This is a genomic window from Brevibacterium sp. 2SA, assembly GCF_005502845.1.
Classification (GTDB): domain Bacteria; phylum Actinomycetota; class Actinomycetes; order Actinomycetales; family Brevibacteriaceae; genus Brevibacterium.
This window is the reverse complement of the sequence record NZ_SCMW01000052.1, coordinates 1-26,804: the sequence shown is the minus strand read 5'-3', so window position 1 is coordinate 26,804 and position 26,804 is coordinate 1. Positions and strand designations below refer to the sequence as shown.

Here is a 26,804-nt window from a genome sequence, read left to right as displayed (position 1 = left end):
GGCCACGACCCCCGACCACCCACCCCGCACCACCGACACAAGGAGAAGAACGATGAACGATGCACTCAAGGACTCCACCGGAGAAGACGTCACCGTCGAACTCGACGAGGCGGGTCTCGCCTACGACATCAAGGTCGCTGACGGGGAGGTCGCCGGTCGGGCGCACTACCTCGTGGGAGCGAAGGACGCCAATGAGCGGATCTTCTATCACACGACCGTCGACTCGAAGTTCGGCGGCCGCGGCCTGTCGAAGATCCTCGTCAACGAGGCGCTCAAGGACGCCCGGGAGAAGGGCGAGACCGTCGTCGCGATCTGCCCGCTCTTCGTCAAGAAGCTGCAGGAGTCCGGCGATGAGTACATCGCCGAGGGCGGCAAGCTCCGCAACCCCACGGGCGCGGACTTCGATCAGGTCAAGCAAGAGGCCTGAGCGCAGCGGAATGCACGCGAACAGACCCTTCATCGACAAGGCCAATCCCGAGATCTACAAGGCTGCGGTCACCGCCGCGCAGACGACCCGGAAGGCGGCGGTGGCTGCGGGCCTCGACGTCGCGCTCATCGAGCTCGTCAACTCCCGTGTGTCACAGATGAACAGGTGCCACACGTGCCTGAGCATCCACGTGCCCGCCGCGCGGAAGGCCGGGGTCGACCAGCTCAAACTCGACATCCTCTCCGCGTGGCGGCATGCGGAGATCTTCAGCGATGTCGAACGGTCGGCCCTGCTCCTTGCGGAGTCGCTGACGGACCTGTCCGTCCCGGTCGACCATGAAGCGGTCGCCGCCGAGGTGGGGCAGCACCTGAGCACGGAGCAGATCTCAGCGATCGAATGGGTCGTCACGCTCATCAACGCGTTCAACCGCATCTCGATCGCGAGCAACCATCCCACCGTCGGGGGCAAGCAGCTCGCGGCGATGCTCGCCGCCGGGGGCGGGGCGCCGCCGAGCTCCGGCGGTAGTGCGGCGGCGTCCGGCGGCGGTTCGACCAGCGGCGGTTCCGCGGGGACGAGGGCTGCGGAAGGCTGAGCTGCGCAGGGCTGACGCGCCCAGCCATTGAGACCGCCGGGGCACCGGCGGTCGCCTCCAGGCACACTGATTGTCGCACCTCGGCCCACTGCCGGCCGAGGTGCGACCGATCTGCGCCGACCTGAGGAAAGTCACACGAGAATGCCAGCCGAACCGACACCGCCGTCGACCACCGAGCCCGCGACCGCCTCGGCGCCGGCGACTCTGCCCGCACGCTTACGGCTCATCGGACCGGGGATCGTGCTCGCCCTCGCGAGCGTCGGGGCCTCGGACATGATCACGACGATGAACTCCGGGGCCGAGTACGGGCTGGCCCTCATCTGGGTCTTCACGGTCGGGATCGCCCTGAAGTTCGTCCTCTCCGAGGCGGTGTCGCGGCTGCAGATGAGCGGTGACCGGTCGCTGCTCTCCCACCTCACCCGGTTCGGGGGACGACTGTTCCCCGCGCTCTTCCTCATCGCCGAACTCCTCGTCGGACTCTTCTTCGGCGCCGGCGTCGTCGCCGTGAGCGCGAACATCCTCCAGGCGATCTTCCCCGTCCTGCCGTTCTGGCCGACGGCGATCGTCGTCCTCCTCTCCGCGGCGGTCCTCGTCGGGATCGGCCGCTACGGCATCGTCGAGAAGGCGATGATGGGCTTCGGCATCATCATGTTCTTCGGGATCATCGCCCTCGCGTTCTCGGTCTATCAGGGTCAGGGTGCTCAGGAGGTCGCGGCGGAGACGATCGTGCCGGTCTTCCCGCAGACCTCGATCATCACGGTGATGTCGCTCATCGGCGGGGTCGGCGGGGCGACGGGGATCCTCGCGTACTCGTTCTGGATCCGGGAGAAGTCGTGGCGCAGCGCCGACTGGAAGCCCGTCGTCCGCCTCGACCTGCTCATCAGCTACGGTCTCGTGTTCGTCTTCGCCGTCGCGATGAGCGCGGTGGGCGCGTTCATCCTCTACGGTCAGGGCTTCACGATCGCCGACAACGACGCCCTCTTCGCGATCGCCGACAGTCTCATCGCCTCGATCGGCGACGTCGGGCGGCTGATCTTCCTGCTCAGCTTCCTCGCCGTCGTCTACACGAGCGTGCTCGGCGGGTTCTCCGGCATCGCCTACGTCACCGCCGACTGCATCCGCGTGCTCCGCCGCTACCCGCACCAGGACGAGGCGCGGTTCGAGATGTCGGCGACGTCGATCGAGTTCCGCGTCGTCCTCGTCTACCTCAGCGTCGCGACGCTCATCATCATGGGTCTCGGCAGGCCCGTCACCCTCGTCCTCGTCTACGCCGCGATCAGCGCGTTCATCCTCCCCGTGCTCGCACTCGCCCTCCTCGTCATCCTCAACCGCTCCTCGGTGCCGGTGTCCCTGCGCAACAGCTGGTGGTCGAATGTGCTGCTGGCCGTGTGCTTCGGCCTCTTCGGGTTCCTCGCCGTCCTCCAGGTCATCGAGTCCGTGTCGGGGTTCGTGGGGTAGGGCGGTGCGGTTCCGCTTCCCCAGCTGACCGCGCCGAGGCGGGGGTTTCCTGAGAACCTGACCGCGCCGAGGTGGGGCTCCGTCCCGTCATCCGCCGAGGTGGTGCGCATTGGCGTCGGAACGGCGAGAATCGCCTTATGGCTGTCAGCGCTGAAGAGCAGATGATGATCGACACCGTTGCGAAGTTCATCGACGACGACGTCAGACCGCACGTCAACCGGGTCGAGCACGCCGATGAATATCCCGAGGCGTGGATCCAGACGATGAAGGACATGGGCATCTTCGGGCTCGCGATCGCTGAGCCGTGGGGTGCGGGGAAGGTCTCGACGGAGGCGTACGCGCTCATCACCCAGGAGCTCGCGCGGGGGTGGATGTCGCTGGCCGGGGCGATGGGTGGTCACACCGTCGTCGCGAAACTCATCGCCGACTTCGGCACCAACGCGCAGAAGGAGACCTACCTGCCGCGGATGGCGACGGGAGAGTTGCGTGCGACGATGGCGCTGACCGAACCCGGTGGCGGCTCCGACCTCCAGGCGATCCGGACGACGGCGGTGCGCGATGGGGACGACTACGTCATCTCGGGATCGAAGACGTGGATCACCAACGCCCGCCGGTCCGACCTCATCGCGCTCCTGTGCAAGACCGATTCTCACGCCGAGCCACGGCATGCCGGAATCTCGATCATCCTCGTCGAGAAGGGCGAGGGCTTCACGATTTCGAGGGATTTGTCGAAGCTCGGATACAAGGGCGTAGAGACGTGCGAGCTTCTCTTCGACGGTCTGCGTCAGCCGCGCTCGCAGCTGCTCGGCGACACCGAGGGTCTCGGTTTCAAGCAGATGATGAAGGGGCTCGAGATCGGGCGCATCCAGGTGGCGTCGCGGTCGCTCGGGGTCGCGCAGGCCGCGCTCGATGACGCCGTGAAGTACGCCCAGGAGCGGGAGTCGATGGGCAAGCCGATCTGGCGGCATCAGGCGGTGGGCAATCGGCTCGCGGAGATGGCGACGAAGCTCGAGGCCGCTCGCCAGCTCGTCCTTCACGCCGCACGAACCTTCGACGCTGGGGCGCGGGTCGACATGGAGGCGGGAATGGCGAAGCACTTCGCCTCGGAGATGGCCGCCGAGGTGGCCCTTGACGCGATCCGCGTCCACGGTGGATACGGGTACTCGACCGAGTTTGACGTCGAACGTTACTACCGGGATGCGCCGCTGATGATCGTCGGCGAGGGGACGAACGAGATCCAGTTGGGTGTCATCGCCAAGCAGCTCATCGAACGAAACCGGGTGTGACGATGGATCTTCAGGAGTGGGTCGGACGGACGAAGACCGGGGAAGATGTCGCCTCGGTTGAGCGGGCTCGGAGGCTGACTGTGCTGCTCGGGGGTGAGGCCGCGGACGAGCCTACGGCGCTGTTCCCGCTCGGGCACTGGCTCCAGTTCCCCGAGGACGATGTGCCGATGAGCGAGCTCGGCGGCGACGGCCATGCATTGCTCGGTGGTTTCATGCCGCCGGTGGGACTGCCGCGGCGGATGTGGGCAGGCAGCGCGCTTGAGTTCCACAGCCCGATCCGCCCCGGCCAGGCGCTGGCGCGGACGTCCACGATCGAATCGGTGACGGAGAAGGCCGGACGCAGCGGGCCACTGTGCTTCGTCGTCGTTCGGCACGACATCAGTGCAGACGGCACGCTTGCCACCGTTGACCGGCACACGATCGTCTACCGGGAAGCGACCGAACCTCGGGCAGGAACGCCCGACGGGGGACACCGCGGCGCGGGGTCGGCGGCTGCGGCGCCGCGGTCGGACACGCCGGCACCGGAGGGATGGGACTGGGTTCGAACGGTGCGCCCCGATGAGGTCATGCTCTTCCGGTACTCGGCGCTGACGTTCAACTCGCACCGCATCCACTACGACCACCCCTATGTCACCGAAGTGGAGGGCTACCCGGGACTCATCGTTCACGGCCCTCTCACGGCGACGTTCCTCCTCGACGCGTTTCTCCGGATTCATCCGAACACTGAGGTGACGGGGTATGCGTTCACGGCGAAGGCGCCGGTGTTCGTCAACGAGCAGATCCATCTCGTCGGACGGAAAGCGGAGGAGGGACGGTACGAGCTCGAAGCCGTGGGCCCGTGCGGAGTGACGGTGATGACTGCAGGGGCGACGACGGAGGAGTGACGGTGATGGATCAGAAGGTGGGCGCTATCACCGACAGCCAAGTACTACGAAACTGATCTCTGAAGCGCTGCGCTGAGGTCACAATGGTGGGCCAACTTCCGGGCAAGCGAGATCAGATGGCATCTGTCCGTGCAGCAGCTGCGAGGAAGTTCAAGCCGGAGGCTAAATCGGCTCGTATTTCGTGCCGAACTACTTGTTGTCTTTTCAACCCCTCGCAGTCGCGGTTTTGAACTCTTCGTACTTAGTCTCTAGCAATTCCCGTTTAGGGCGGTCTCGGCGATGCGCCGGGACTTTCATCAGGCGCCGCCCGTGGAGTTCTTGGAGACCGTGCCTAAGCATCGGGCCGTCGACTTCTTTGAGTAAATCGTGCCTGATCTCGACAACACTGTCTGGGCGAATGCCGAGGAAGTTGTGATCGAATGCTGCGTGATGAATTTTGCACATCGCTAAACCGTTGGTCACTGCCGCGATTCCTCCCTCGTCTCGGTCAGGAACAATGTGCGCCGCGTCGAGCAAGCCCGGGTGGCCGAGATTGCAAATGGTGCAGCGGTTCTCGTAGGCAGATAGGACGATGGACCTAAAAGCAGGTTGATGTACCCGCACCTTGGCCAGTCGTTGGAGATAGCGACGGGTGACTTCTTCATGTACAGAGGATTCAAGTTCAAAGGCGGCAACAGCATCTTCGGCAGCAGTGAATGCGAACTGTTGCTGTCGGGGCTCCTCTGCGACGATGTAGACCGGAGCGATGACTTGATACCTAGCTGGCTCCATGGCGACACCGAGGAACCAAATAAGCGGCAAACGGAGCTTCATCGCCTCCCGGAGTCCGACGTTCTCAGGGTGATTGGGATCAGTTCCGCGCCATTTGTACCGGAATAGGCCGTCATCTCCGGTCTTATCCTCATAAGGAGGCGGATCGCCTGGCTTAGTGTAGGCGGTGCGGAACGACAACGCGGCCTGGTATCCACTTGGTTTCCAGATTCCTTGCATCGGAGCCTGGAGCCTGACAGGCTCACCCGCGAAGTGAAAGTCAAGAATGTCTTCTCGCGTTAATGGTTCGAGGCCGCCGTCTGAGCGTAGCTGGAGCCAATCGATTGCGGCCTGTCGGAGTCCTGAGGGTTCAGCATTTGGCACGACGGGTCCTCTTACGCTTATCTTCCGGGTGGGCAGTCACAGATACCAGTGAGTCGACTATCGGTCGATCTGCCAAGGCCCAGTCCAAAGTGATGAGTTGGTCTGGGGTGCACCATTGCATCGAATCATGGTCGGTGCTCGTAACCGGAAGATCCGCCACCTCTACTCGGTAGCAAGCGAGGTCGATGTGTTTGCCGTTGCTTGCGGTAGTCGCGCGCTCGACCAGACTAAGTACCTGAACGTCATACAATTCGAGCTCTTCGGCCAATTCGCGTTTGAGTGCCTGTTCAGGAGATTCTTCACTCTCAACTTTTCCGCCCGGAAATTCCCACTTGCTGCCCTCGGCCTTCTCGGGCCGGCGGCGGCAGGCAAGAATCTTGCCGTCCCGCTCGATTACCGCTCCCACAACTCTGAGCATCTCAACCATGACCTCATGCTATGCCAGAAGGCGGGAATCAACGTTGCTCGAGTGGCAAATACTATCCAATCACCCAAAGATTCTCTTGCGAGAGGTATCGGGAACTTTATGGCGTGTACCGAGGAAGCTGAACCTTCCGGACTTATCAGCTCCGCAGCTCAAGTGCCCCCCACGCGAATGTCGCCACCCAGTGCGACGACATGTACTCATCGGAGACGGCAGCCTCAAGCCCGGGTGCCATGAGCGCATCGACACGGGTCAGCATGCCTTTGGCCAGGGAGTCGAGGTCGGCCCTGTCGTGTCGTTGGGCGATCTCCTCGAGCTGTGGGGCGAGGCGCATGATCGATGCCGCGACCGACAGCCCCAAGCCATAGAGGTGGCTCTGCTGGCCGTCGGTGGGGTCGAGCACCTCGACCGGTGAGAGTGCAGGCGACTCGGGGGACAGCTCCGAGAGGAACGCCGGCAGCCACACGGCGAGCTCATCCTCGGTGAGGATCTCCGACATCAGGTCGGCCTCGCACAGTCCGGGCGAGAGGAAGTCCTGACCGCTGCGCTCCTGACGGAAGTTCCATGCCTCGTCCTGGGCATAGAAGCGTCGCGCCGCACCCGCGATGACATTGACGACGTCCCGACGGCCCTCTGCGCGAGCGCTGAGGAGGATCCGACGCAGACCGAACGCAGTGTTGGAATGCACCCCGTGCCGAACAGGCTCCGGAACCTTCGGCAGCCACGCGACCACGAGATCGAACACCGTGTCCGCGAGAACTTGCGCGCCCTCGGCTAATTCGCGCAACTGCGGGTCCGAGCTGGTCCGCAGCGCCTCGACGAGTTCGACCGCCCACGCCCATCCGTACGGCCGTTCCCACCCCGGATGGTCGCGCAGGAACGCGGCCCCCGCAGTGAGTTTCACGGCACTGAGGTGCAGCTGCAGCAGCTCGATCGCCTCGTCGCGCCACGGCGCGTCCTGCGCCGCCTCGGTGTCGAGGAGCTTCACGAGCAGATTGTGCATGTGAACGCTCGAGTGCCAGTCGAACGAGTTCGCAAACGCCGGGTGCTTCTCACTCGCAGGCACGATGTCGGCGAGACTGCTCGCCACGTGATGCGCCGCGTACGGATAGTCTTGCGTGATGTTCGTCAGCGCGACCTGCGCGAACGGATGAACGAAATCGGCGGGTGCGGTCATGCGTGAGTCCTCTTCGGCTGGGGTAATCCAACAGTAGTCGAGTGCAGTCGGATGATCCGACCAGACCGGCAAGCGTCGTTGACGTGAAACAGCCCCTCCGCCGAGGCGGTCGGACGTAAGCTGGTCTCCAACGGTTCGACCGCCCACCGAGAGGACGCTGCCATGACGACTTCGACCGCAGGGTGCCCTGCAATCCAGGCCGTGTCCCTCCTCGAGGTTCGGGCATGACTGCCGGCAAGGGTGGCGTCGATACGGAGGCTCACAAAGCCGCCGGGGGCAGCTGGCTCACCGTCATCATCGCCTTCGCGGCGAACCTCGCCGTCGCTATCGCGAAGACGATCGCCGCGGGCATGACCGGGTCGGCAGCCCTCGTCGCCGAGGCGGCCCACTCCTGGGCTGATGCCGGCAACGAAGTGTTCCTCCTCATCGCCGAACGCAAATCCTCCCGCCCCGCCGACGCCAGACATCCCCTCGGCTTCGGACGCGAGGCCTACGTTTGGTCGATGTTCGCGGCGTTCGGCATCTTCACGGTCGGCTCCGCCGTCTCGATCTGGCACGGATTCCAATCGTTGTTCTCCCACGAATCCAACGACAGCAACTACCTCGTCGGGTACATCGTGCTCGCGATCTCGTTCGTCCTCGAAGGATTCTCCTTCCTGCAGTCGGTGCGTCAGGCCAGGGGCCGGGCGGCGGAGCTGCGGCAGCCGGTCCTCCGCTACGTGCTCAAGGGCTCGAACCCGACACTGCGGGCCGTCTTCGCCGAGGATGCCGCGGCTCTCATCGGACTCGTCATCGCGTTCCTCGCCATGTTCCTCCACCAGATCACCGGCATCGCCGCCTTCGACGCGATCGGATCGATCCTCGTCGGCATCCTCCTCGGCATCGTCGCGATCGTCCTCATCGACCGCAACCGCCGCTACCTCGTCGGCGAGAACGTCACTCCGCGCATCCGCGACATGATCCTCCGCGCCCTCCTCGAGGACAAGGACATCGTCGAGGTCACCTACCTCCACGTCGAATTCGTCGGCTCGGGCAAGGTCTACGTCGTCGCCGCCGTCGACCTCGTCGGCGATGCGAAGGAGAGCCAGCTCGCGGTGCGCCTGCGCACCGTCGAACGCCACCTCGAGGAAAACCCCATGGTCCAGGAAGTCGTCCTCACCCCGTCGGCTCCCGGGGAGAAGCCGCTCGTGCCGCTGGTGGATGCGGGATTCTGACCTCAGTTTGTGACGAACCCGAACTTCCGTGCGCCTGCTGACGCAACGGGCCCAATCGTTCTCCCTGACGTGAGGACGGAATCTGTCATGTACTGATGTAGTCTCATTAATGAGCTGGAGCGCTAGCCGGATACTGTCGTCAAGGCTTCGGTCACGGTGCTGATGCCTGCGTGACAGCGACCAAGGCGGTCGTCCGTTTGCCCTCCCACATTGAAGAACCAGACTGCGTCACCTCGACGCCGTTGCGTTCTGACTCTGAAACATTAGACGTCCAAGCAGTGCTGGGTATCGAAATGAACGTGGGCGGCGAGCAGTTTGGACATCGCCGTGTTGTGGATTTGCACTTCAGAGAGACCGCCGAATGAATACCTGAGATCCAAAGCCTGTCTGTCGATGTTGGTCGTCTTCAGATTGTGTTGAACGCCTCGTCAGGAGGCGGCGGCAATGTCTTGAGGACTCGACCCAGTGCTCTTGCATAGTCTTCTTTGACCAGGTCATAGTGGGCCCAGGTGTCGACCATGGACACTTCGGGGAACCCGCGAATTCGTTCAATGGTGTCCAGTACTTCAGCGGAAGAGCCTCCGACCGCAGTCGCGACGAAGTCGTACGCACCGTGTGATCGAGCTGCGAACTCGATCGTCTGTGACTCGAGGACGAACTCACGAACTCTCTCGTCACGTCCACGCAGAACAATGCCCAATCCAGTGGCAAAGCGTCCCGGGGACAGTCCTCCGGATTTGACCGCAGCAATCCTGATCGCTCCAGAATCGACGAGGCGTCGTACCCTCGTCCGGACGGCGGACGGCGATAAACGAATGGCGTCCGCGAGCGTCCGATAGCTTGCCCTTCCGTCCTGCTGAAGCTCTGCAATGAGGTCGTGATCCAGTGCATCGAGCCTGATCGGCTTCAACTCGCGCGCAACGAAGAATCCGCGAAGCACATCGACATAGGTAGTGACTCTGATGTCCCGGACTCCCGAGATTGAGCGCACCTGATCCAATGTCGATAGCAATTCACGGCTGTTTGCATGCCGTGACTCGAACACCAGAGGCCTGTCCCCGCTGGTGACCGAGACGAATACAGCATTGGGCAAGTCGGCGACTTGATCAGCCATTGCGCGGACGGGTCCCTCGACACGTGCCATGCAGTGAGTGAGAACGTGATGGCCTACAGCACTTGGGTCAAGAGCGGCCACTATTCGCAGTCCTTCGCGCTTCCGCAGCACCTGCAGGCGCTCCGCAACCACATGCCGGGAAACTCCCTGCTCGCGGGCGAGCTCAAGCACGCTCTTCCGTCCATCCCGTTGCAGGGCGCGTATGAGATGGGCGTCGAGTTCAGAATGCTCAGACTGCGGCAAATGACCTCCATAACGTTCCTGGTAGAGCGAAATTAGCACAGATAGGCGGAGGTCGTGGAATGAATAGCGACAGAACAGCTGGAAACGTCCGTATTTGACCAATGAAGTGTCGGTGACAGTTGAAGGCGGCGGTCCTACACTCATGCCAAGTCCGTGATCGGGAAAACATGAAACGGGCCCGTCCGAGCAAAGGAGCTCACAATGACCAGCTCAACTCATTCGCCTACCGCACCGGAACGGTCCCATAGGCGTGCGCTGCGAGCAGGCTTCGCTGCCTCAGTCGGTACGACTATCGAGTGGTATGACTTCTATGTCTATGCCACGGCGGCGGCGATCGTGTTTCCCCAGGTCTTCTTCCCTGAGGTCGACCGAACGCTGGGCACACTCGCGTCTTTCGGTACCTATGCGGTGGCCTTCTTCGTGCGTCCGCTCGGGGGCATCATCTTCGGTCACATCGGTGATCGACTCGGTCGCAAACCTGCGCTCACGATCACGTTGATGCTCATGGGAGTTGCGACCGTTCTCGTCGGATGCCTGCCGGGCTATGCCACTCTTGGTGCAACGGCAGCGGTTCTCCTCATCCTCCTTCGCATCGTGCAGGGACTCGCCGTCGGCGGTGAATGGGGAGGCGCGAGCCTCATGGCTGTCGAGAGCGCGCCAGAGAAGTTCAAGACCTTCTATGGCGGTTTCACGCAGTTGGGCAACCCTCTTGGCGCGCTCCTCTCGTCGGGGGCTTTTTGGGCGCTGTCATTGATGGGTGAAGAGGCGCTCTTCAGCTGGGGCTGGCGGATACCGTTCCTCGCCAGCATCATCCTCATCGGCGTGGGGATCTGGGTTCGGCTGCGTGTCGAAGAAACTCCAGTCTTCGAAGAGTCCGGCTCGTCCCAATCAACCCCCATCCTCTACGCACTGCGATTCAACTGGTATCCGATCCTGCTGGGATTCGGCATGGTGGCTATTGCATCCGGCGGCTACTACCTCGCCACCACTTACGTGCAGAGCTATGCCACCAGTCCAGATGTCGGTCTTGCGGCTTCGATCATTCTGGGTGCGATGACAGTGGCGTCGTTCCTGGAAGCGGTCGTGACTCTGCCATTGGCCTGGCTCGGTGACAAATGGGGCTCGAAAATGCTCATGTACCTCGGTGTCGGACTGTCATTCCTCTGTGCGATTCCGTTGGTCCTCGTCATCGAGGGGCATAATGTGCTGCTCATCTACATCCTCGTCTCGGCGATACGGGTGACTATGAGTGCGACCTGGGCACCCTTGTCGGCCCTGATGTCTCAGATGTACCGGCCGCAGGCGCGCTATACCTCCATGTCGCTCGCCTATGGAGTCGGGGCCGCGGTGTGGGGAGGACTGTCCCCCATCGCGGCCACAACTCTCCAAGCAGCGACGGGAACCGTGTGGTCAGTCATAGGTCTGTTCGCCTTCCTTTCCATCGTCGCCTGGGTATCGACGGCATTGGCTCCGCAGCACAAAGACGACGTACCGGTGACGCACTGAACTCACGATCTGAGCAGCAATCGCTCATCCTCAGAAACCATCTGGTCCGATGTCGAAATCAATCAAAAGCATTAGCAGTCCAAGGAGATCACATGCGCAAACTTGCCACGTTTGACGATCGCGATTCCGATCCAACGGTCATCACCGCGGATTTGATTCGTACCGTCGACGACGACACCCCGAATGCCACAGCGATGCTCATCGAAGGAGGAAAAATCCTCGCAATCGGTTCTCCCGCAGACGTCGAGGACGCTGCCGCTGAGATGCAACTTGACCCTGTGAGAATTGATCGTCGAGGCGCCACGATTGTTCCTGGCTTCGTGGATCCGCACGCGCATCCGCTCATGTTTGGGCAGATGCTCACATGGGTCGACGTTTCTCCTGAGAAAGCCGCCTCGATACCGGATATCGTCACTAGGCTCAAAGTCGGCGCTGAAAGTCTTCCTCCCGGGACTCCAATTCGCGGATACGGGTACGAACAGCGAAACCTGGTGGAACGACGCCACCCAACTCGGTACGAGCTCGATGAGGTTTCAAGAGACCGTGAAGTCTACGTCATGAATGCATCGGGCCACGGTGGTGTTGTCAACACGTTCACGCTCGAGAAGTTCGGGATTACGAAGGACACCCCGAATCCGGACGGCGGTGAATTCTTTCGCGACGCGGACGGGGAACTGACGGGTGAGCTCTCGGACGCCGCGAGCAACGTGCTCACCGGACTCGGCGGCGTGAAAATCGGGCATCACGGACCCAATTTCCACCTCGGAGACGAGCCTGCTGAACATCAGCGTCAACTCGATATCGTCCAGCAGAAGTTCCTCGCTGGAGGGGTCACGGCCATCGGCGACGCTCAAGTCTCCAAGCGCGAATTCGCGGCATACCTCGGCATGGTTGACCGCGGCGAACTCAAGGTTCGCGTGTCAATGTACTTTCTCTCGCATCTACTGGACCAGGTGCTCGACCTCGGGCTCACCGGACCTTTCGGCAATGCCTTCCTCTCGGCAGCGGGAATCAAACTCTATGCTGACGGCACTCTCGGTGGATGGACTGCCTATTTCCCTGAAGGATATGTCGGGGATCCATGCCGTACCGGACAGCTCTATCATTCTGTCGACGAATACTCTGGCCTCGTGCGCCGAGCCCACGCGGCCGGCCTCCAGACGGCGACCCACGCTCAATCCCCAGTGGCGATTCGAATAGTGGTCGACGCCATCGAAGCGGCGATGATCGAGCGGCCGGATCCCGACTCCCGCCACCGGATCGAACATTGCGGATTGCCGGACACGGTCGAAATCACCCGCATGGCAGAGCTCGGAATTCGACCTGTCAACCAACCGCAGCATTACTTCAATTGGGGTGAAGGAGTAGAGCAGGCAATTGGCACACCCGGAGAGCGATTCAATCCGCTTGGCGAATTTGTCCACGCGGGAGTGCCGGTGACACTCTCCTCGGACGCGCCGGTGGCGGAGCCACGACCACTCGAAGCGATCCAGACCGCAGTTACTCGCATGACCAGCCGCGGACACAAGCTCGGACCGGATTCTCTACGTATTTCTGCCGAAGATGCACTTCGGGCCCACACTCTTGAAGGGGCTAAGACGCTTGGCCGTGAGAATGAGTTCGGCTCTCTCGCAGTAGGGAAGCGCGCAGACTTCACGGTGCTGGGAGACGATCCGATCACCAGTGCTGTCGAGGATATCGCGTCGATTCCCGTGATCGAGACCTGGGTTGATGGTCGACGCTGCTATTCAACGGCTGCTGCGAAATCTGCACGACCGGTAGGCGTCCGAGAATGATCGTTGGCGCAGGTTGGTCAGACGCATCAGGGACCGGGCCCATCTTCGGACGCGAGGCAAAAGCGACAGCGTGCGCGTGGGTAGATGACCATCTGGGGGAGCTTCTCGACTGGCATGCGCATATTTGGAATCTCGCAGAGCCGGCTTGGCGTGAATACGAGTCGCAGGCTTGGTATGTGTCCAAGCTGCGAGCAGAAGGTTTCGAGGTTGAGAGCGGCTCCGGCGGAATGCCGACTGCATTCTTCGCTCGGTGGACGAACTGCAGCGACACCGGATTGTTCATTCCAACCCTGCTCACGTATGCCGAATACGATGCAGTTCCCGGCAACTGTCAGGCCGATGCAACGATGGAAACACCGCGAAGCGGGCTGAATCGCTTTGCGCCTGGTCACACCGATCCGCATTCGGCCTTGGGTATTTCCACACTCGCAGGTCTGCTCGCGACGAAGAACGCGATGGAGATCCACAACATTCCAGGGACACTGCTCTATACCGGGGAGCCTGCAGAGAAGATGCACGGGTCCAAGGTCGTTCACGGTCTCCGCGGCTACTACGACGCGGCTGACGCCATCGTGTCATTCCATCCGTTCTATATGCTGCCGCTGTGCAACACGGCTCGGTGGGACACCCAGTGCGGGGCCTACTACAGCAAGGTGTACTCATTCCTCTGCGACAGTCCCGAGACCTGGCAGCTCAGCAGCGCTGATCCTCACTCGCCGATTCCAGCGTCCCACTCAGCTGCTCGAGCCCCGGGAGCGAATCTCTCGCTGACGACCATGTACACGATGTCCCGGTCGATGCTCGATTCGATGCTGCCGGCATCCGGTGGTTGGAGCTTCTCTGACGCAATTCTGCCGGATGGCCAGGCCACGGCAGATAATCTTCCTCACCGAGTTGCCCGAGTCCAATTCTCGTGGAGGACGCCGGACATCGAGATGGCCGAGCACATTCTCAAGGTCCTCGATCGCAACGCACAGGCGGCCGCTCTCGCGGGTCATTGCACCGTGGAAGAGCGGTGGGTCGCTCGCAGCCGTCCAGGACGGACGAACCACGTCCTTGCGCAGGCGCTGTACGACAACCTAGTGGAAGTGGGACCGCCGACGTACGGATCCGAAGCGGTCGAGATTGCGCGCGCAATGCAGCGCTCTCTCGGCGTCGAGGCGGCTGAGCATCCCTTCATTGCGGAATCGGAGCGTCTGATCGAACCACAGGAAGCCGAGCGGCAGCTTCGCAATCAGATGCCGGCGTGGCAGACGAACTGGACGAGCGATGACTATGTCGAGATGAGCCACTACGCGCCGCTCGTGCGATTCTATGTCTCCCGGCCGGCACTGGCATCTCTGCCAAATGTGTCAGCATACCCAGCGTGGGTGATGAATGCCCTCGGAGGCATTCGGGAAACCATCTCACCAACGATCGTCACTGCGGGGAAGACCATTGCCGGAACGTTCCTTGATCTGCTGACGAAGCCGGAGATACTTGCCAGGGCGAAGGCCGAGTTCGAGTCGCGGGCAGCGTCTGAACCGATGCCGGCACTGCTGCCAGCCGATTTCGAGGCACCGTTCGATTTGCCCTGGCCAGACTATCGATTCGACAGATTCAATGGAGAACGACGTTGGTGAGCGCCCCTCACCCGTCGAAGAGATCCCGGATGTCCTCCGCGGTGATCTCCCGGCTGAACGCCTGCCCGTCGCGGCCGGAAGCCCCCGACGCCGACCCATCCGACGCCCCCGACCCTGACCGGGAACCCGACCCGGACAGCGTCTCGCCGCTCGCAGGGCCCTCACTCATCAGTGAGTCGAAGAGCTCCGCCTTCTTCCGCTGCAGACCGAGCACCTTCTCCTCGATCGTGCCCTCGGTGACATAGCGGTAGACGATGACGTGCTTCGTCTGCCCGATCCGATGCGCACGGTCGATCGCCTGATTCTCCGCCGCCGGATTCCACCACGGATCCATGAGGAAGACGTAGTCCGCCTCGGTGAGGGTGAGACCGAACCCGCCGGCCTTGAGACTGATGAGGAACACCGGCGCCGTCCCCGACCGGAACGCTTCGACGACCTCGGCGCGATTGCGGGTCGACCCATCGAGCATGAGGGAGGGGACACCGCGACGATCGAGCTCCTCGGCGACGTGATCGAGGAACGACGTGAACTGACTGAAGACGATCGACCGGTGCCCTTCGGCGACCACCTCGTCGAGGTGGTCGAGGAGCGCAGTGAGCTTGCTCGAGGGCACCTCGGCGTGCTCGGCGTCGACGATGCGCGGATCGAGCGCGAGCATCCGCAGCAGGGTCAGCGACCGGAAGACGATGAACCGCTGCCGGTCGTAGTCGGATTCGATGAAGCCGAGGATCTTCTTCCGCTCCTTCTGCAGGATCCGATCGTAGAGCTTCCGGTGCGCGGCCGAGAGTTCGACGGTGATGACCTGCTCCTGCTTCTCCGGCAGATCGGCGGCGACGAGATCCTTCGTCCGACGCATCATGAACGGCCGGATCCGGCGCTGCAGACGCTGCATCCGCCCCGGATTCTCCCCGCCTTCGATCGGCCGCACGTACTCCTCCTCGAACCGGTGCGGCGAGGGGAAGAGACCGGGTGCGGTGATCGAGAGCAGCGACCAGACGTCGCGCAGCGAGTTCTCCAACGGCGTGCCCGTGAGCGCGAGGCGGAACGGTGCGCGCACCGCCTTCGCCGCCTGGTGGACCTGCGAGGACGCGTTCTTGACGAACTGCGCCTCATCGAGGATGAGCCCCGCCCAGTCCAGGCCGGCGATCTCGTCGTCGTCGAGACGGAGGATCGCGTACGAGACGACGATGACATCGGCACCGGCGGCCACCTCGGCGACGGACGTGCCCCGCTTCTTCGTCGACTCACTGACGACGCGGACATCGAGATCAGGGGTGTGCTGTCCGGCCTCCTGAGCCCAGACCGGGACCACCGAGGTGGGGGCGACGACGAGGAACGGCGGCTCCCTGCCGGCGGCCTGACGACGTGCATGGGCGATGAGCGCGAGCGTCTGCAGGGTCTTGCCGAGCCCCATGTCGTCGGCGAGGATCCCGCCGAGGCGGCACCGGTGCAGCAGCGCGAGCCAGCGGAACCCCTGCACCTGGTACGGCCGAAGGGTGACGCCGTCGAGGTGCGGCACCGGGGTGGCGGGAAGCCGGTCGAGCTCGGTGAGGGCCTGCGCGGACTCCCGCCAGGTCACGGCGGGTTCGGCCTCGTCGGCGAGGTCCTCGAACTCCGACCACAGACCGACGTGGAGGCGGCTGATCTTCGGGGCGCCCGGTTCCCATTCGGGGATGAGCTCCGCCTCGGCGAGGAGGGCCTTGATGCGGTCGAAGACGGGTCGATCGAGGGTGAGGAAGGTGTCGTCGACGACCTTGATCTTCTTCACCCCCTTCGCGAGCGCGGTGAAGAGCTTCGCGAAGGGGATCGGCTTGCCGCCCACGGTGATCTGGAAGCCGAGGTCGAACCAGTCGTTCTTCTCCGACTCGACCGAGGTGATCTTCACGCTCGGATCGCCCCCGAGCTCACGGTACGGCTGCCTCCTGCCGCGGGTGATGACCGTGACGTGATCGATCTCCTCGAGGCCGGGGAGGATGTTCGCGACGAAATCCGCGGTGTCGGCGTCGTCGAGGTCGATATCGGTCGGGGTGGTGGGGAACTCGGCCCCAGGGTCGGACAGGGCGAACCGGGCGAGGTGGGTGCTCACCTCGGCGAGGACCGCGGCTTCGTGCTCGTGGTCCCGACGCTCGTCGCCGAGGCGGTTCTCGCCGAGGCGGTCGACCGGCCGGACCGGGAGCCTGCGACGCGGCCCGGAGTACTCCCAGTACCAGCGCACGCTCAGCCGGTCCGCGGTCCCGAAGGTGAGGAAGAGAACGAGACGCGGGTCCCTGAAGTGCGGAAACGTCACAGAATCATCGGAGCTGACGACCTGCGCGGAGGTGCGCAGCAGCGGGTAGTACTCCGCGAAGAACTCCTCGGCCTCGGCCGCGGGAATCGTGATCGGGCCGGGGGCGGAGAAGACCGGCAGCGCCGAGGTGGTCGTCGGCACCGCCGCCGGCGCAAGGGTGACGGTGAAACCGGTGCGGGTGTCGACACCGAAGAATCCGTGCGTCCAGATCGGCTTCGCCAACCCCGGCGCGAATTCGCGCTCATCGATCGTCACCTGCGGTTGGACGCGGAGACGACCGGGCACCCGGGCGACGTCGATGAGGGCGGTGGCACTCCGCCCGATGCGGACGTCCATGCCCTGGTTGACACCGACGAACGCGATCCCGAGCTCGGCCCCGTGGGTGAAGATGTCCCAGATCAGCGGGGTGTGGAAATCGCCGAGGTGGTACGGTGCACCGTCGGGCGTGAAATCGGTCTTGTCGCGGGTGCGCAGGCCCGCGAGCTGGGAGAACCACTCCTGATGGCGCGGGTCGACCCCGAACTGCGTGGTCATCCGGTCGATCGTGCGCCACGTCAGCGACGTCTTCACCCAGTTCCCGGATTCGCTGAGGACGAGCGGACGGATCGCCAGGGTCGGGTTCGCCCGCGGGCTCACGGCATTGCGCGTCAGGAGCACCGTGCGCTGCGGTTCGTACCATGTGCGGGGCACGACCTCGATGAGCTCGAAGCCCAGGGCCACGGGCGTGTGCTCCTGCGGCGTCACCTCGGCGAAGGAAGCGAACGTCGTGCGCCAATCGGTGTGGGAGCTCTCAGACCGCCGAGGCTGCGGCGAGGTCGGACGATCGGTAGGCACGAGCCCATCCTCTCACCCCGTCCTGACACGGGGCCCATGCAACTACGGCAGCAGACCCGTCTCCTGCGCCTCGATGACCGCGGCGTACCGGGTTCGGGCATTGAGCTTCGCCATGAGCGCCTTCATATACGCCTTGACGGTGAGCACGGTGAGACCGAGCGCCTCGGCGACCTCCCGGTTCGTCATGCCCGTCGCCACGAGCGCCAGGACATCGGTCTCCCGCTCGGTCAGAGATACCGGCACCGTCGGCTCACGCTGCTCGGGCAGCGCGAGCCCCTCGGCGATCTCACGCAGCTCACGGCGCAAGCGGCTGTCGGTGACCGCGGCACTCAGTGCCCGCAGCTGCCCATGAACGGATCGGATCCGGGTGAGCAGAGTGCGGGCCGCCTCGGCGTCGCTCTCGAGCTGCTGCGTGCGGGCGACGATGAGCGCGTGCTCGAGTTCGCGGGCTTCGTCGGTCAGGGTCGAGAGGATGCGGTCGGCGATGACGGCGTCGCTGCGGAACGCGGCATAGAGAACGACCGTGGTCTCACGGTCGACGACGACCGGGGCCGCAGCGATCGCCCGCAGGCGCTCAGCCCTAATCACCCCGTCGTAGTGGTGGGAGATCGCCTCCGATTCGACATAGTCGGCCACGGCCAGGGGCCGCCGCAGAGCGACCGTGCGACCGCCGAGCCCCGCATCGTAGGACAGCGTGACGCCCGGAAGCGCACCGACAGTGGGCCCGAAGAAGTGGGAGAGGAGCAGACCGCGGGAGTCGTCGACCACCCCGCCGAAGGCGAGGTCGACACCGGTGCCGGTGCGCACGCGATCGAGCGACCGTCGAATGCGCTCGTCGTGCTCCATGCCCATCGCCGCCCCATCCGCGCCTCATCGCCTCGGCAGCACCCGCTGCCCACTTCGGAGGGTAGTCAACGATGCGCGCCTTGCCTAGTCTCGCTTCAACGACTCGACACAGCGGCCCACGGGACCACGGTGCCGTCGAGACCGGACGATGACGACCGACAGCGAGGAGCGCACAATGAACGAGGCAATGACGACCGGACAGGTGCACGAGGACGTCGCGGTGGCGCCCGCCCCGTGGCAGGAACATCCCGACATCGTGGCCGAGGTCGAGGAGCTGCGCCGTCGGTTCACGGTCGCCGACCTCTGCCTCGCCGAGGTGCTCTGTGACAGTCGCCCGGCAGCCGACACCGCGTTCGTCTGCGTCGACGAGCGACTCGACCCCTACCGCCTCACGTTCGGCGAACTCGCCGATCGCTCCCAGCGCCTTGCCGCGCTGCTTCGCGAACTCGGCGTCGGGCGCGGATCGCGAGTCGGCGTCCTCATGGAGAAGACGCGGCAGCTGCCGATCGTCCTCATGGCGCTCTGGCGCCTCGGCGCGGTCGAAGTGCCTCTGTTCACCGCCTTCGCCGGACCGGCGATCGCGACCCGAGTGACCGGGGCTGATGCCGCGCTCATCGTCGCCGATGCCGCCCAGCAGCCCAAACTCGAGGGGATCGATGTTCCCGTGCTCGGGACGGGCCCTGACCTCGACCGGGAGATCGATGCGCGTCAACCGCTCGACACCGCCGAGGCGATCGGCGGGGACGGTCTGTTCCTCCAGCTCTTTACCTCCGGCACCACGGGCACCCCCAAGGCCGTGGGTGTGCCGGGTTCCGCGCTCGCCGCCTTCATCGCCTACATGCGCTACGGTCTCGGCGTCGCCGACAACGACGTGTTCTGGAACGCGGCCGATCCCGGATGGGCCTACGGCCTCTACTACGGCATCGTCGGACCGCTCGCCATCGGTGTGCCCAACATCCTCTTCGCCGGCGGCTTCGACCCCGCGACGACCGGGCGCCTCCTCGACGAGCTGCAGGTGTCCAACCTCGCGGCCGCCCCCACCATCTACCGCGCCCTGAAGAAGTCGGGCATCACCGCTGCCGCACCCCTGCGCGCAGCCTCCTCGGCGGGAGAGCCGCTGACCGCGGACGTCGTCGACTGGGCACCGGGAGCGCTCGGGGTGACGGTGCGAGACCACTGGGGACAGACCGAACAGGGCATGGCCATCGGCAACGCGTGGGACGAGCGTCTTCGCTCCACGGTCGCCGACCGGTCGATGGGGCAGGCGCTGCCCGGGTTCGTCGCCGGTACGACCGGCGGGTCGATCACGCTCTCGGTCGAGGACAGCCCGCTGATGTGGTTCACCGGCTACGTCGACGCACCACGCCAGACGGCGGAGCGGTTCACGCCGGATCGCCGGTGGTACTTCACCGGCGATATGGGCCGGGCGGAAGGACCGGACTTCTTCTTCGCCTCCCGCGACGACGACATCATCCTGGCCGCCGGCTACCGAATCGCCCCCTTCGACATCGAGAGCATCCTCGTCACCGACGACGCCGTTGTCGAGGCTGCCGTCGTCGGACGCCCGGATGAGGTGCGAGGCGAGGTCATCGAGGCCTTCGTCGTCCTCGGGGACTCCTCCGACACCGACGACCTCGTCGAACGGCTGCAGAACGCCGTGCGCACCACGTACGGCGCACACGCGTATCCGCGCCGGGTCCACATCGTCGACGAGCTGCCGAAGACGCCGAGCGGAAAGATCCAGCGCTTCGTCCTCCGAGATCTCAAGGTCTGAGATCTCAAGGTCTCAGCCGCCCCGTAGGATGGTGGGGATGACGGATGCAGCGCGCGACAGATCCCACACCCCCACTCCTGCGGTGCTCGGGGCGCTGCTGCTCGCGTCCGCGCGCACGACCGATACGACACCGGCGACCACGGCATCGACCGAGGCCGCCGCACCGGCCGGCACCACCGTGGGCCTCGATGCGCCGGATGAGACGATCCTCGCCGAGGTGGAGGCGACGCTGTCCGCCCAGTTCCCCGACGATGCGGCACTCGTCGATCGCACCGTCACCGAGGTGGCCGAGGCGATCGGCTCCATCCGCCGTCGTGACACGAAGCCCGGCCTGACCGCGGCACGCTACGACGCCGAGCGCACCGCGCTGCTGCGTCACCTCGGCATCGGCTCGGGCAAGGGCGCGAGCCTCTGGCCGCCGACGAGTCAGACCGCCGTCCAGCGGTTCGGATCGTGGAACGATGCGCTCACGGCCGCGGGACTGGCGACGAGCAGCACGGGCCGCGCGAAAGGGCAGCTGCGCTTCGACGCCGCTGCCTACGATCGGGCGATCGCCGCCTTCGTCGCCGACTGCGAATCCCGCGGCGTCGGCGCCACGTACAAGGAGTACGGGGAGTACGCGACGGCGCACAAGGGCGAGGTGCCCTCGGCTGCCGCGGTGCGGAAGTTCTACGGAAGCTGGAACGCGGCGCTCGCCTCGGCGACCTGACCCGATCGCGGAGCCGTCGTCGCGACGGAACCGATGGTATCGATGCCGACCCGCGCTGACGGCGTCGGAACCCTGACCTCGACGGCCGCCTGCCCTGTGAGCGCGGGGCCTGCGCGGGGAAACGCCCGACTGCGTGATCCGACACGGCAAGTTCACCTGGGTGAAACTCCGGGAAAAATCCTTGAAAAATGTGCGTGAGGTTTGTAGTGTCACTGCGTCTGTACAGGTGGAATGGAACCAAGCAGGCCTGCCGGTCTGCGGGCTCCGTTCCCTAGAGAGAAGGATGGAATCATGGTTGTCATCGGCTGGATCATCGTCGGACTGCTCGCGGGAGCGCTCGCGAAGCTCATTCTGCCCGGCAAGCAGGGTGGTGGCTGGATCAGCACCATCATCCTCGGTGTCATCGGCGCCTTCGTCGGTGGCCTCCTCTTCGGCCTCTTCGGCGGCAAGGGAATCGGCGCAGTCTTCTCGGATCCCTGGTCGTGGGGTTCGTTCTTCATCGCCGTCATCGGCGCGATCGTGTTCTCGTTCGTCTGGGGACTGATCATCAAGAACCGCAGCAAGAACGCTGCCTGACCACGATCCGGTCTCTTCCGGATCACCTGTTGGAACAACGAAAGGATATCGCCATGAGCGCGAAGGACAAGTTCGACAACAAGGCCCAGGAGCTCAAGGGCAAGGCCAAGGACGCCACCGGCAAGCTCATCAACAACGAGCAGATGCAGGCCGAGGGCAAGGCCGACCAGGCCGCCGCCGGCACCAAGCAGGCCGGTGAGAAGCTCAAGGACACCGCGAAGGACGTCACCGACCGTCGCTGAATGACAAGCGCTGATCGCTGATCAGCGAGTCCTGGCTCCGGTGATCTCACACCGGACAGCGGCTCGGTCGCGCTGCGTCATCTGCGGCGGTCCCAGCAGCGCAGGGGCGAGTGCACTCAAGTGCACTCGCCCCTGTTGCGTTCGCGGCGTGCTGAAGCCGCGGCAGGGGTCTCGCCGCGACGGTCGAAGAGGTCTACTCTCGCACCTGAGGGCGTTCCCAACCCCGCGGTCGCTCAGCCAGAGGAGTCAGCCATGTCGGAATCACGCACAGTCACCACGGTGGAGGAACTCCAGGCCGCCCTCGCCGAGGCGGTCCCCGAGATCCGCGTGGACGGCACGATCACCGGATGCACCCGCATCGTCATGCCGCCCGGATCGGCGCTGCGCGGCGGCCGCCTCGAGTTCGGTTCGAAGGGCGTGCTGATGACGAAGGACAACACGCTCGAGGACATCGAGCTCGTCGTGCCCGACTACGAGGCCGCGGTCTACGCCGACACCGAACAGCGCGAGTGGGGAACCCTGCGCCTCCACAACGTCACGACCACCGGTCAGGTCTCCCTCATCGCCGAGGACGGTGTGCGCTCCGGTCACATCGACATCGACACGCTCACCATCACCGCTGCCGACGTGCGCGGACGGCTGCGCCGCCCCTTCAGCTACGGCGTCGAAGCCCTCCAGGGAGCACTGACGATCTGGAATCGACAGTCGCACTCCGCGGTCAAGATCACCGCCGAGGCGGTCAACGTCTCCGCCGGCACGGAGGACGAGCCCGTGCGCGGCAGCGGCGTCTTCGTCGGCGGCTTCGGCATCCTCGGCGATGAGACCGTCCCACGCGGCGGCACGCTGACCATGGGCCGGCTGACGACCGGTCCGATCCACTCCGATGGCGGCATCGTGCCCGGGACGGCCGACCTCATCAGCGCCGGCGTCTTCGTCATCACCGGCGCCACCGTCGACACCGTGACCAACGAGGGACCGGTGACGACCTACGGGCAGAACGACATGGTCCTCGACAACTGGGGCACGGTGAACCGGTGGATCGCACAGGCCCCGGTGACCTCGTACGGGCCCAGCGGCATCGGCTTCGTCAACTTCAGCGACATCGGCACCCTCACCGTGACCGGCCCCATCCGAACGTTCGGGCGAGGCGCTCGCGGATTCAACCTCTACGAGGGCACCATGGGCTCGGCCCACTTCGGCGCGATCGCCACGCACGGCGACGGGTCGATCGGCATCCAATTGGCGAAGCCGTTGCCCGAAGTCACCGTCGACGGCGACATCAGCACCGCAGGCGGTGCCGGACTCAGCCTCGTCAAAGGAGTGCAGACGTGGCTCAAGGCCGTGGGCGTGAGCATCAGACCCGGCGGCGCTGTCGATCGGCTCAGCGTCGGCGGGGCGATCAGGACCACCGGCGACGACGTCGTCACCGTCGAGATCGCCGACCGGGTGGGATCGTGGAGTGTCCCCGGCGGGATTCGCGCAGAGGGGGAGAACTCCGACGGCGTCCACGTCAGCGGGGCGGGCACCGTGCCGACGAACGTCACCATCACTGCCGCCCACGGCGCCGACATCGTCGAGGAGGATTCCGCCGGCTGACGGCAGCGCCGGGCCGCAGCGCTGGGTCACAGTGTCACGCGTTCACCGCGTCGCCGCGAAGTCCGCGAGGCGCCGGCACGCTTCCCTGATCGTCTCCGGGGACACGGCGAACGTCAGCCGCAGATAGCCCTCACCGGCGGGGCCGAACGCCGACCCGGGAATCGTGGCGAGCCCGTGGTGCCTCAGCAGCTCGAGCGCGACGTCCCACGAACTCAGACCCCAGTCCTTGACGTTGGCGAACGCGTAGAACGTCGCCTCGGGGCGCAGCACGCTCATCCCGTCGATGGCGTTGACCTCGTCGACGATGAGGTCACGGCGCTGCGCATACGACTCGACCATCGCCCCCACCACCGCCTGCGGGCCGGTGAGCGCGGCGATCGCCGCCTCCTGAACGAAGCCCGGCAGACTCGAGGTCAGCCCCTCCTGGAGCAGCGGCATCGGTGCGATGAGATCGGCAGGGGCGATGACGAACCCGCACCGCCACCCCGTCATCGCATAGGTCTTCGAGAAGCTGCCGATGACGAGGTGCCGATCGAACCCGGGCCGCACCTCGGCGATCGAAGTGAACGTCGCATCGTCGAAGACGATCTCGTCATAGACCTCATCGGAGATGATCGTGAGACCGAACTCCTCGGCGAGGTCGACGATCGCCTCGAGATCGGCCCGATCGATGACCGAGCCGAGCGGATTCGACGGAGAGTTGAGGATAATCGCCGCGGTGTGCTCGGTGACAGCGGCCCGGACAGCCTCGGCGCGGACCTTGAAGCCGCTGTCCTCGCGCACGGGTACGGGCACGGCAACCGCGCCGAGGCGGTGGATCTGACCGCGGTAGTTCGGGAAGCTCGGATCGGCGATGATGACCTCCTGCCCGGGCGAGACCGTGACATCGAGGGAGAGGGTGAGCGCCTCCATCGCACCGAAGGTGACCATGACGTTCTCGACGCCGACCGGCCGATCCCAGCGGACCGCGTACTTCTCCGCGATCGCCTGACGCAGCCCCAGGATCCCGGCATTGGCGACATAGCGGGTCTCATTGTTCTCGATCGCCCGGATCCCGGCGGCCTTGATGTGCTCCGGCGTGGGGAAGTCCGGTTCGCCGACGGTGAGCTTGACGGCATCGGGGTGGTCGAGCGCGAGGTTGAACATCCTGCGGATGTCCGAGGCCGGATACGTCTGCGCCATCGGCGAGATGCGCTGGTCCGGGGTCGTCATGATCGCACTCCTTCGTCGTCGCTGTCCTCACGCTGAGTCTGGCAGATCTCGGCCCGACCGCAAGCAGCTGGCAACCAGCCCAGCGGGCACCCAGCCCCGCACGCCCGGCCGCCCCGCGCACTGACGCAGTGGAGCGACACCTACGCGCCGAACCGACACCTACGCACCGAACCGACACCTACGCACCGAACCGACACCTACGCACCGAACCGACACCTACGCACCGAACCGACACCTACGCACCGAACCGACACCTACGCGCCGACCCGACGCTCCCGGCGCCCCGCGCCGCCGTTCTCCGGACGCAGAGTGTCGATCATCGAGTCCGAAATCGACACTCTGCGTCCGGAGAACGGCAGACGTGCGAGGGGGGAGTGCCCCCTGCGGGCGTGACCCGGAGGCACCCCGCTGGTGCACTGCACCCCTGAACCCGCCACCGGATTCCCTGCCTGGAACGACCTGGCGTCGGGGGAGACGCCCCTACTCGGCGAGGCCGGCGAGCCGCGCACCGAAACGGGCGAGGAGACTCGTCTTCTTCGCGTCGGTGATGCGCTCCCACCCATCGGCGAGGGTGAAGATCTTGTACATCGACCGGATGCCGAGCCACCGGATCGGCTCGGGCTCCCACTGCCCCGAGACGTGGTCGTTCCATGGCAACGCGGTGAGCGGCGTCGGCGTGCCGGCCGCTCGGTCGAGCAGCGTCTTCGCCGCCAGATGCGTCGCCGTCACCCCGTGCCCGGCATACCCGCGGGCCACGCCGATGCGCTGCGCGGGGTCGAAGAAGATCCCGGCGCACCAGTCGCGCGTCACCCCGAGCGCACCCCGCCACGCGTGGGCGATCTCGACATCGAGGGTCGGGAAGAGCGAGGACAGGCGCGTGCGGAGCAGGTCGACCACCTCGGCGGGGACCCGCCCGTCACCGGGCAGGCCCGAGCCGAAGGCGTACGGGGCGCCCCGCCCGCCGAGGGCGATCCGATCGTCGGCGGTGCGCTGCGCGTAGATGAAGGTGTGCGCGGCATCGCCGAGGCACTCCCGACCCTCCCAGCCGATCTGCTCCCACGCCTCGGCCGGCAGCGGCTCGGTGGCGATCATCGAGGAGAACACGGGGATGACCTGGCGGCCCTCGAGGCCGGGCAGGTCACCGGCGACGGTGTCGGAATACCCTTCGAGGCAGACGAAGATCGTCTCCCCGGTGACCGGGCCGCGTTCGGTCGACACGAGGCCTGTGCCGATGTGCCGGGCCCGCGTGCCCTCGCAGATCGTCACGCCGCGCTCGCGGAGGACGCGGGCGAGTCCTTCGGTGAGGAGTGCCGGGTCGATGCGCGCGGTGCCGAGCACGAAGACGCTGCCCTGCGCGTTGTCGACGTTGATCCGTGCCCTGGTCTCGGCGGCGTCGAGGACCTCCATGTCCTCAGGCCCGTAGCCGAACCGGCGGTTGCCCTCGACGAGGTCGTGGAGGCGGGCCATCCCGGCCGCGGACTGGGCGATGTCGATGTGGCCGCCGCGCACCGCCTCGGCGTCGATGCCCTCGGTCTCGAGGACGTCGAGGACCTCGTCGATCGAGTCGAAGAGTGCGGACTGGAAGGCCCTGACGCTCTCGACGCCGGTCCGTCGGGCCGAGCCGACCGGGCCGTCCGGGTCGTCGATGACGGCACGGTCGACCGCCTCGGCGAAGCGGGCGCGATTGCCGGGCATGAGCGTCGAGAGCCACCCGCCGTTGCGACCCGAGGCACCGTAGCCGACCGTCGTCGCTTCGATGACCGTGATCGCCCAGTCGGGGTGGGCCTGGCGGGCGCAGTAGGCCGACCACAGCCCGGTCATGCCGCCGCCGACGATGACGAGGTCCTGCTT

23 protein-coding genes and 1 pseudogene are annotated in these 26,804 nt (G+C 65.2%); 15 read left to right on the top strand and 9 right to left on the bottom strand.

What is annotated here, in order from left to right; translation table 11 throughout:
• The first annotated feature begins 52 nt into the window (after nucleotides 1–52).
• From FFS20_RS14870 to FFS20_RS14850, 5 genes are all read left to right on the top strand, one after another.
• Nucleotides 53–427: a GNAT family N-acetyltransferase gene (locus FFS20_RS14870; protein WP_137826614.1), complete on the top strand. Its 375-nt coding sequence runs from the start codon at nucleotides 53–55 to the stop codon at nucleotides 425–427.
• 10 nt (nucleotides 428–437) lie between these two features.
• On the top strand, nucleotides 438–1,019 hold the full coding sequence (locus FFS20_RS14865; RefSeq protein ID WP_137826613.1) for a carboxymuconolactone decarboxylase family protein: 582 nt from the start codon (nucleotides 438–440) through the stop codon (nucleotides 1,017–1,019).
• Between the two features lie 141 nt (nucleotides 1,020–1,160).
• Nucleotides 1,161–2,477: an Nramp family divalent metal transporter gene (locus tag FFS20_RS14860; protein ID WP_137826612.1), complete on the top strand. Its 1,317-nt coding sequence runs from the start codon at nucleotides 1,161–1,163 to the stop codon at nucleotides 2,475–2,477.
• Nucleotides 2,478–2,614: 137 nt separating this feature from the next.
• Complete coding sequence (locus FFS20_RS14855) at nucleotides 2,615–3,763, top strand: acyl-CoA dehydrogenase family protein (protein ID WP_137826611.1); 1,149 nt, start codon at nucleotides 2,615–2,617, stop codon at nucleotides 3,761–3,763.
• 2 nt (nucleotides 3,764–3,765) lie between these two features.
• Nucleotides 3,766–4,647 (top strand): MaoC family dehydratase N-terminal domain-containing protein, encoded by an 882-nt coding sequence (locus FFS20_RS14850; RefSeq protein WP_137826610.1) that lies wholly within the window; start codon nucleotides 3,766–3,768, stop codon nucleotides 4,645–4,647.
• Nucleotides 4,648–4,851: 204 nt separating this feature from the next.
• Here the strand turns inward: FFS20_RS14850 and FFS20_RS14845 are convergent, their stop codons facing one another.
• The 3 genes from FFS20_RS14845 to FFS20_RS14835 form a co-directional block, all read right to left on the bottom strand.
• Nucleotides 4,852–5,781: an HNH endonuclease gene (locus FFS20_RS14845; protein WP_249356884.1), complete on the bottom strand. Its 930-nt coding sequence runs from the start codon at nucleotides 5,779–5,781 to the stop codon at nucleotides 4,852–4,854.
• Complete coding sequence (locus FFS20_RS14840; RefSeq protein ID WP_137826609.1) at nucleotides 5,768–6,208, bottom strand: (deoxy)nucleoside triphosphate pyrophosphohydrolase; 441 nt, start codon at nucleotides 6,206–6,208, stop codon at nucleotides 5,768–5,770. The genes FFS20_RS14845 and FFS20_RS14840 overlap by 14 nt, the downstream gene beginning before the upstream one ends.
• A 136-nt stretch (nucleotides 6,209–6,344) precedes the next feature.
• Entirely contained in the window at nucleotides 6,345–7,382 is a 1,038-nt protein-coding gene (locus FFS20_RS14835; protein ID WP_137826608.1) for a DUF2891 family protein, read from the bottom strand.
• A gap of 224 nt (nucleotides 7,383–7,606) precedes the next feature.
• On the opposite strand from FFS20_RS14835, the gene FFS20_RS14830 reads away from it, so the two are divergent.
• Together FFS20_RS14830 and FFS20_RS14825 are read left to right on the top strand one after the other, a co-directional pair.
• Nucleotides 7,607–8,596 carry a cation diffusion facilitator family transporter gene (locus tag FFS20_RS14830; protein WP_137826607.1) on the top strand — a complete coding sequence of 330 codons (990 nt, stop codon included), beginning with the start codon at nucleotides 7,607–7,609 and terminating at the stop codon, nucleotides 8,594–8,596.
• Between the two features lie 170 nt (nucleotides 8,597–8,766).
• Nucleotides 8,767–8,961: a hypothetical protein gene (locus tag FFS20_RS14825; protein ID WP_137826606.1), complete on the top strand. Its 195-nt coding sequence runs from the start codon at nucleotides 8,767–8,769 to the stop codon at nucleotides 8,959–8,961.
• Nucleotides 8,962–9,002: 41 nt separating this feature from the next.
• Here FFS20_RS14825 and FFS20_RS18360 read toward each other — a convergent pair whose 3' ends face one another.
• Both FFS20_RS18360 and FFS20_RS18355 read right to left on the bottom strand, forming a co-directional pair.
• Nucleotides 9,003–9,710: an Lrp/AsnC family transcriptional regulator gene (locus tag FFS20_RS18360; protein ID WP_249356885.1), complete on the bottom strand. Its 708-nt coding sequence runs from the start codon at nucleotides 9,708–9,710 to the stop codon at nucleotides 9,003–9,005.
• A 160-nt stretch (nucleotides 9,711–9,870) separates the two neighbouring features.
• Nucleotides 9,871–10,097 (bottom strand): annotated as a pseudogene (locus FFS20_RS18355) (hypothetical protein); the annotation flags it as partial.
• Nucleotides 10,098–10,154: 57 nt separating this feature from the next.
• Between FFS20_RS18355 and FFS20_RS14815 the strand changes: the two are divergent.
• From FFS20_RS14815 to FFS20_RS14805, 3 genes are all read left to right on the top strand, one after another.
• Nucleotides 10,155–11,459, top strand: coding sequence for an MFS transporter (locus tag FFS20_RS14815; protein WP_137826604.1), 1,305 nt, complete (start codon nucleotides 10,155–10,157; stop codon nucleotides 11,457–11,459).
• Between the two features lie 92 nt (nucleotides 11,460–11,551).
• Nucleotides 11,552–13,255: an amidohydrolase gene (locus FFS20_RS14810; protein WP_137826603.1), complete on the top strand. Its 1,704-nt coding sequence runs from the start codon at nucleotides 11,552–11,554 to the stop codon at nucleotides 13,253–13,255.
• Nucleotides 13,252–14,877 carry an amidohydrolase gene (locus FFS20_RS14805; protein WP_137826602.1) on the top strand — a complete coding sequence of 542 codons (1,626 nt, stop codon included), beginning with the start codon at nucleotides 13,252–13,254 and terminating at the stop codon, nucleotides 14,875–14,877. The genes FFS20_RS14810 and FFS20_RS14805 overlap by 4 nt, the downstream gene beginning before the upstream one ends.
• A gap of 7 nt (nucleotides 14,878–14,884) precedes the next feature.
• On the opposite strand, the gene FFS20_RS14800 is transcribed toward FFS20_RS14805, so the two are convergent.
• Both FFS20_RS14800 and FFS20_RS14795 read right to left on the bottom strand, forming a co-directional pair.
• Complete coding sequence (locus tag FFS20_RS14800) at nucleotides 14,885–17,998, bottom strand: DEAD/DEAH box helicase (protein WP_137826601.1); 3,114 nt, start codon at nucleotides 17,996–17,998, stop codon at nucleotides 14,885–14,887.
• 42 nt (nucleotides 17,999–18,040) lie between these two features.
• On the bottom strand, nucleotides 18,041–18,850 hold the full coding sequence (locus tag FFS20_RS14795) for a LuxR C-terminal-related transcriptional regulator (RefSeq protein ID WP_137826600.1): 810 nt from the start codon (nucleotides 18,848–18,850) through the stop codon (nucleotides 18,041–18,043).
• Nucleotides 18,851–19,019: 169 nt separating this feature from the next.
• Between FFS20_RS14795 and FFS20_RS14790 the strand changes: the two genes are divergently transcribed.
• The 5 genes from FFS20_RS14790 (at nucleotide 19,020) to FFS20_RS14770 (ending at nucleotide 23,741) form a co-directional block, all read left to right on the top strand.
• Complete coding sequence (locus FFS20_RS14790; protein WP_249356883.1) at nucleotides 19,020–20,618, top strand: AMP-binding protein; 1,599 nt, start codon at nucleotides 19,020–19,022, stop codon at nucleotides 20,616–20,618.
• A gap of 37 nt (nucleotides 20,619–20,655) precedes the next feature.
• Nucleotides 20,656–21,327 (top strand): multidrug transporter, encoded by a 672-nt coding sequence (locus FFS20_RS14785; protein WP_249356882.1) that lies wholly within the window; start codon nucleotides 20,656–20,658, stop codon nucleotides 21,325–21,327.
• A gap of 291 nt (nucleotides 21,328–21,618) precedes the next feature.
• Entirely contained in the window at nucleotides 21,619–21,903 is a 285-nt protein-coding gene (locus FFS20_RS14780) for a GlsB/YeaQ/YmgE family stress response membrane protein (protein ID WP_137826598.1), read from the top strand.
• 53 nt (nucleotides 21,904–21,956) lie between these two features.
• Entirely contained in the window at nucleotides 21,957–22,145 is a 189-nt protein-coding gene (locus FFS20_RS14775; RefSeq protein WP_137826597.1) for a CsbD family protein, read from the top strand.
• Nucleotides 22,146–22,397: 252 nt separating this feature from the next.
• Nucleotides 22,398–23,741, top strand: a complete 1,344-nt coding sequence (locus FFS20_RS14770) for a hypothetical protein (RefSeq protein WP_137826596.1) — start codon at nucleotides 22,398–22,400, stop codon at nucleotides 23,739–23,741.
• Between the two features lie 42 nt (nucleotides 23,742–23,783).
• Here the strand turns inward: FFS20_RS14770 and FFS20_RS14765 are convergent, their stop codons facing one another.
• Together FFS20_RS14765 and FFS20_RS14760 are read right to left on the bottom strand one after the other, a co-directional pair.
• Nucleotides 23,784–24,953: a pyridoxal phosphate-dependent aminotransferase gene (locus tag FFS20_RS14765; protein WP_137826595.1), complete on the bottom strand. Its 1,170-nt coding sequence runs from the start codon at nucleotides 24,951–24,953 to the stop codon at nucleotides 23,784–23,786.
• A 480-nt stretch (nucleotides 24,954–25,433) separates the two neighbouring features.
• Nucleotides 25,434–26,804: FAD-binding oxidoreductase (locus FFS20_RS14760; protein ID WP_137826594.1), on the bottom strand; the 1,371-nt coding region annotated here is incomplete at its 5' end.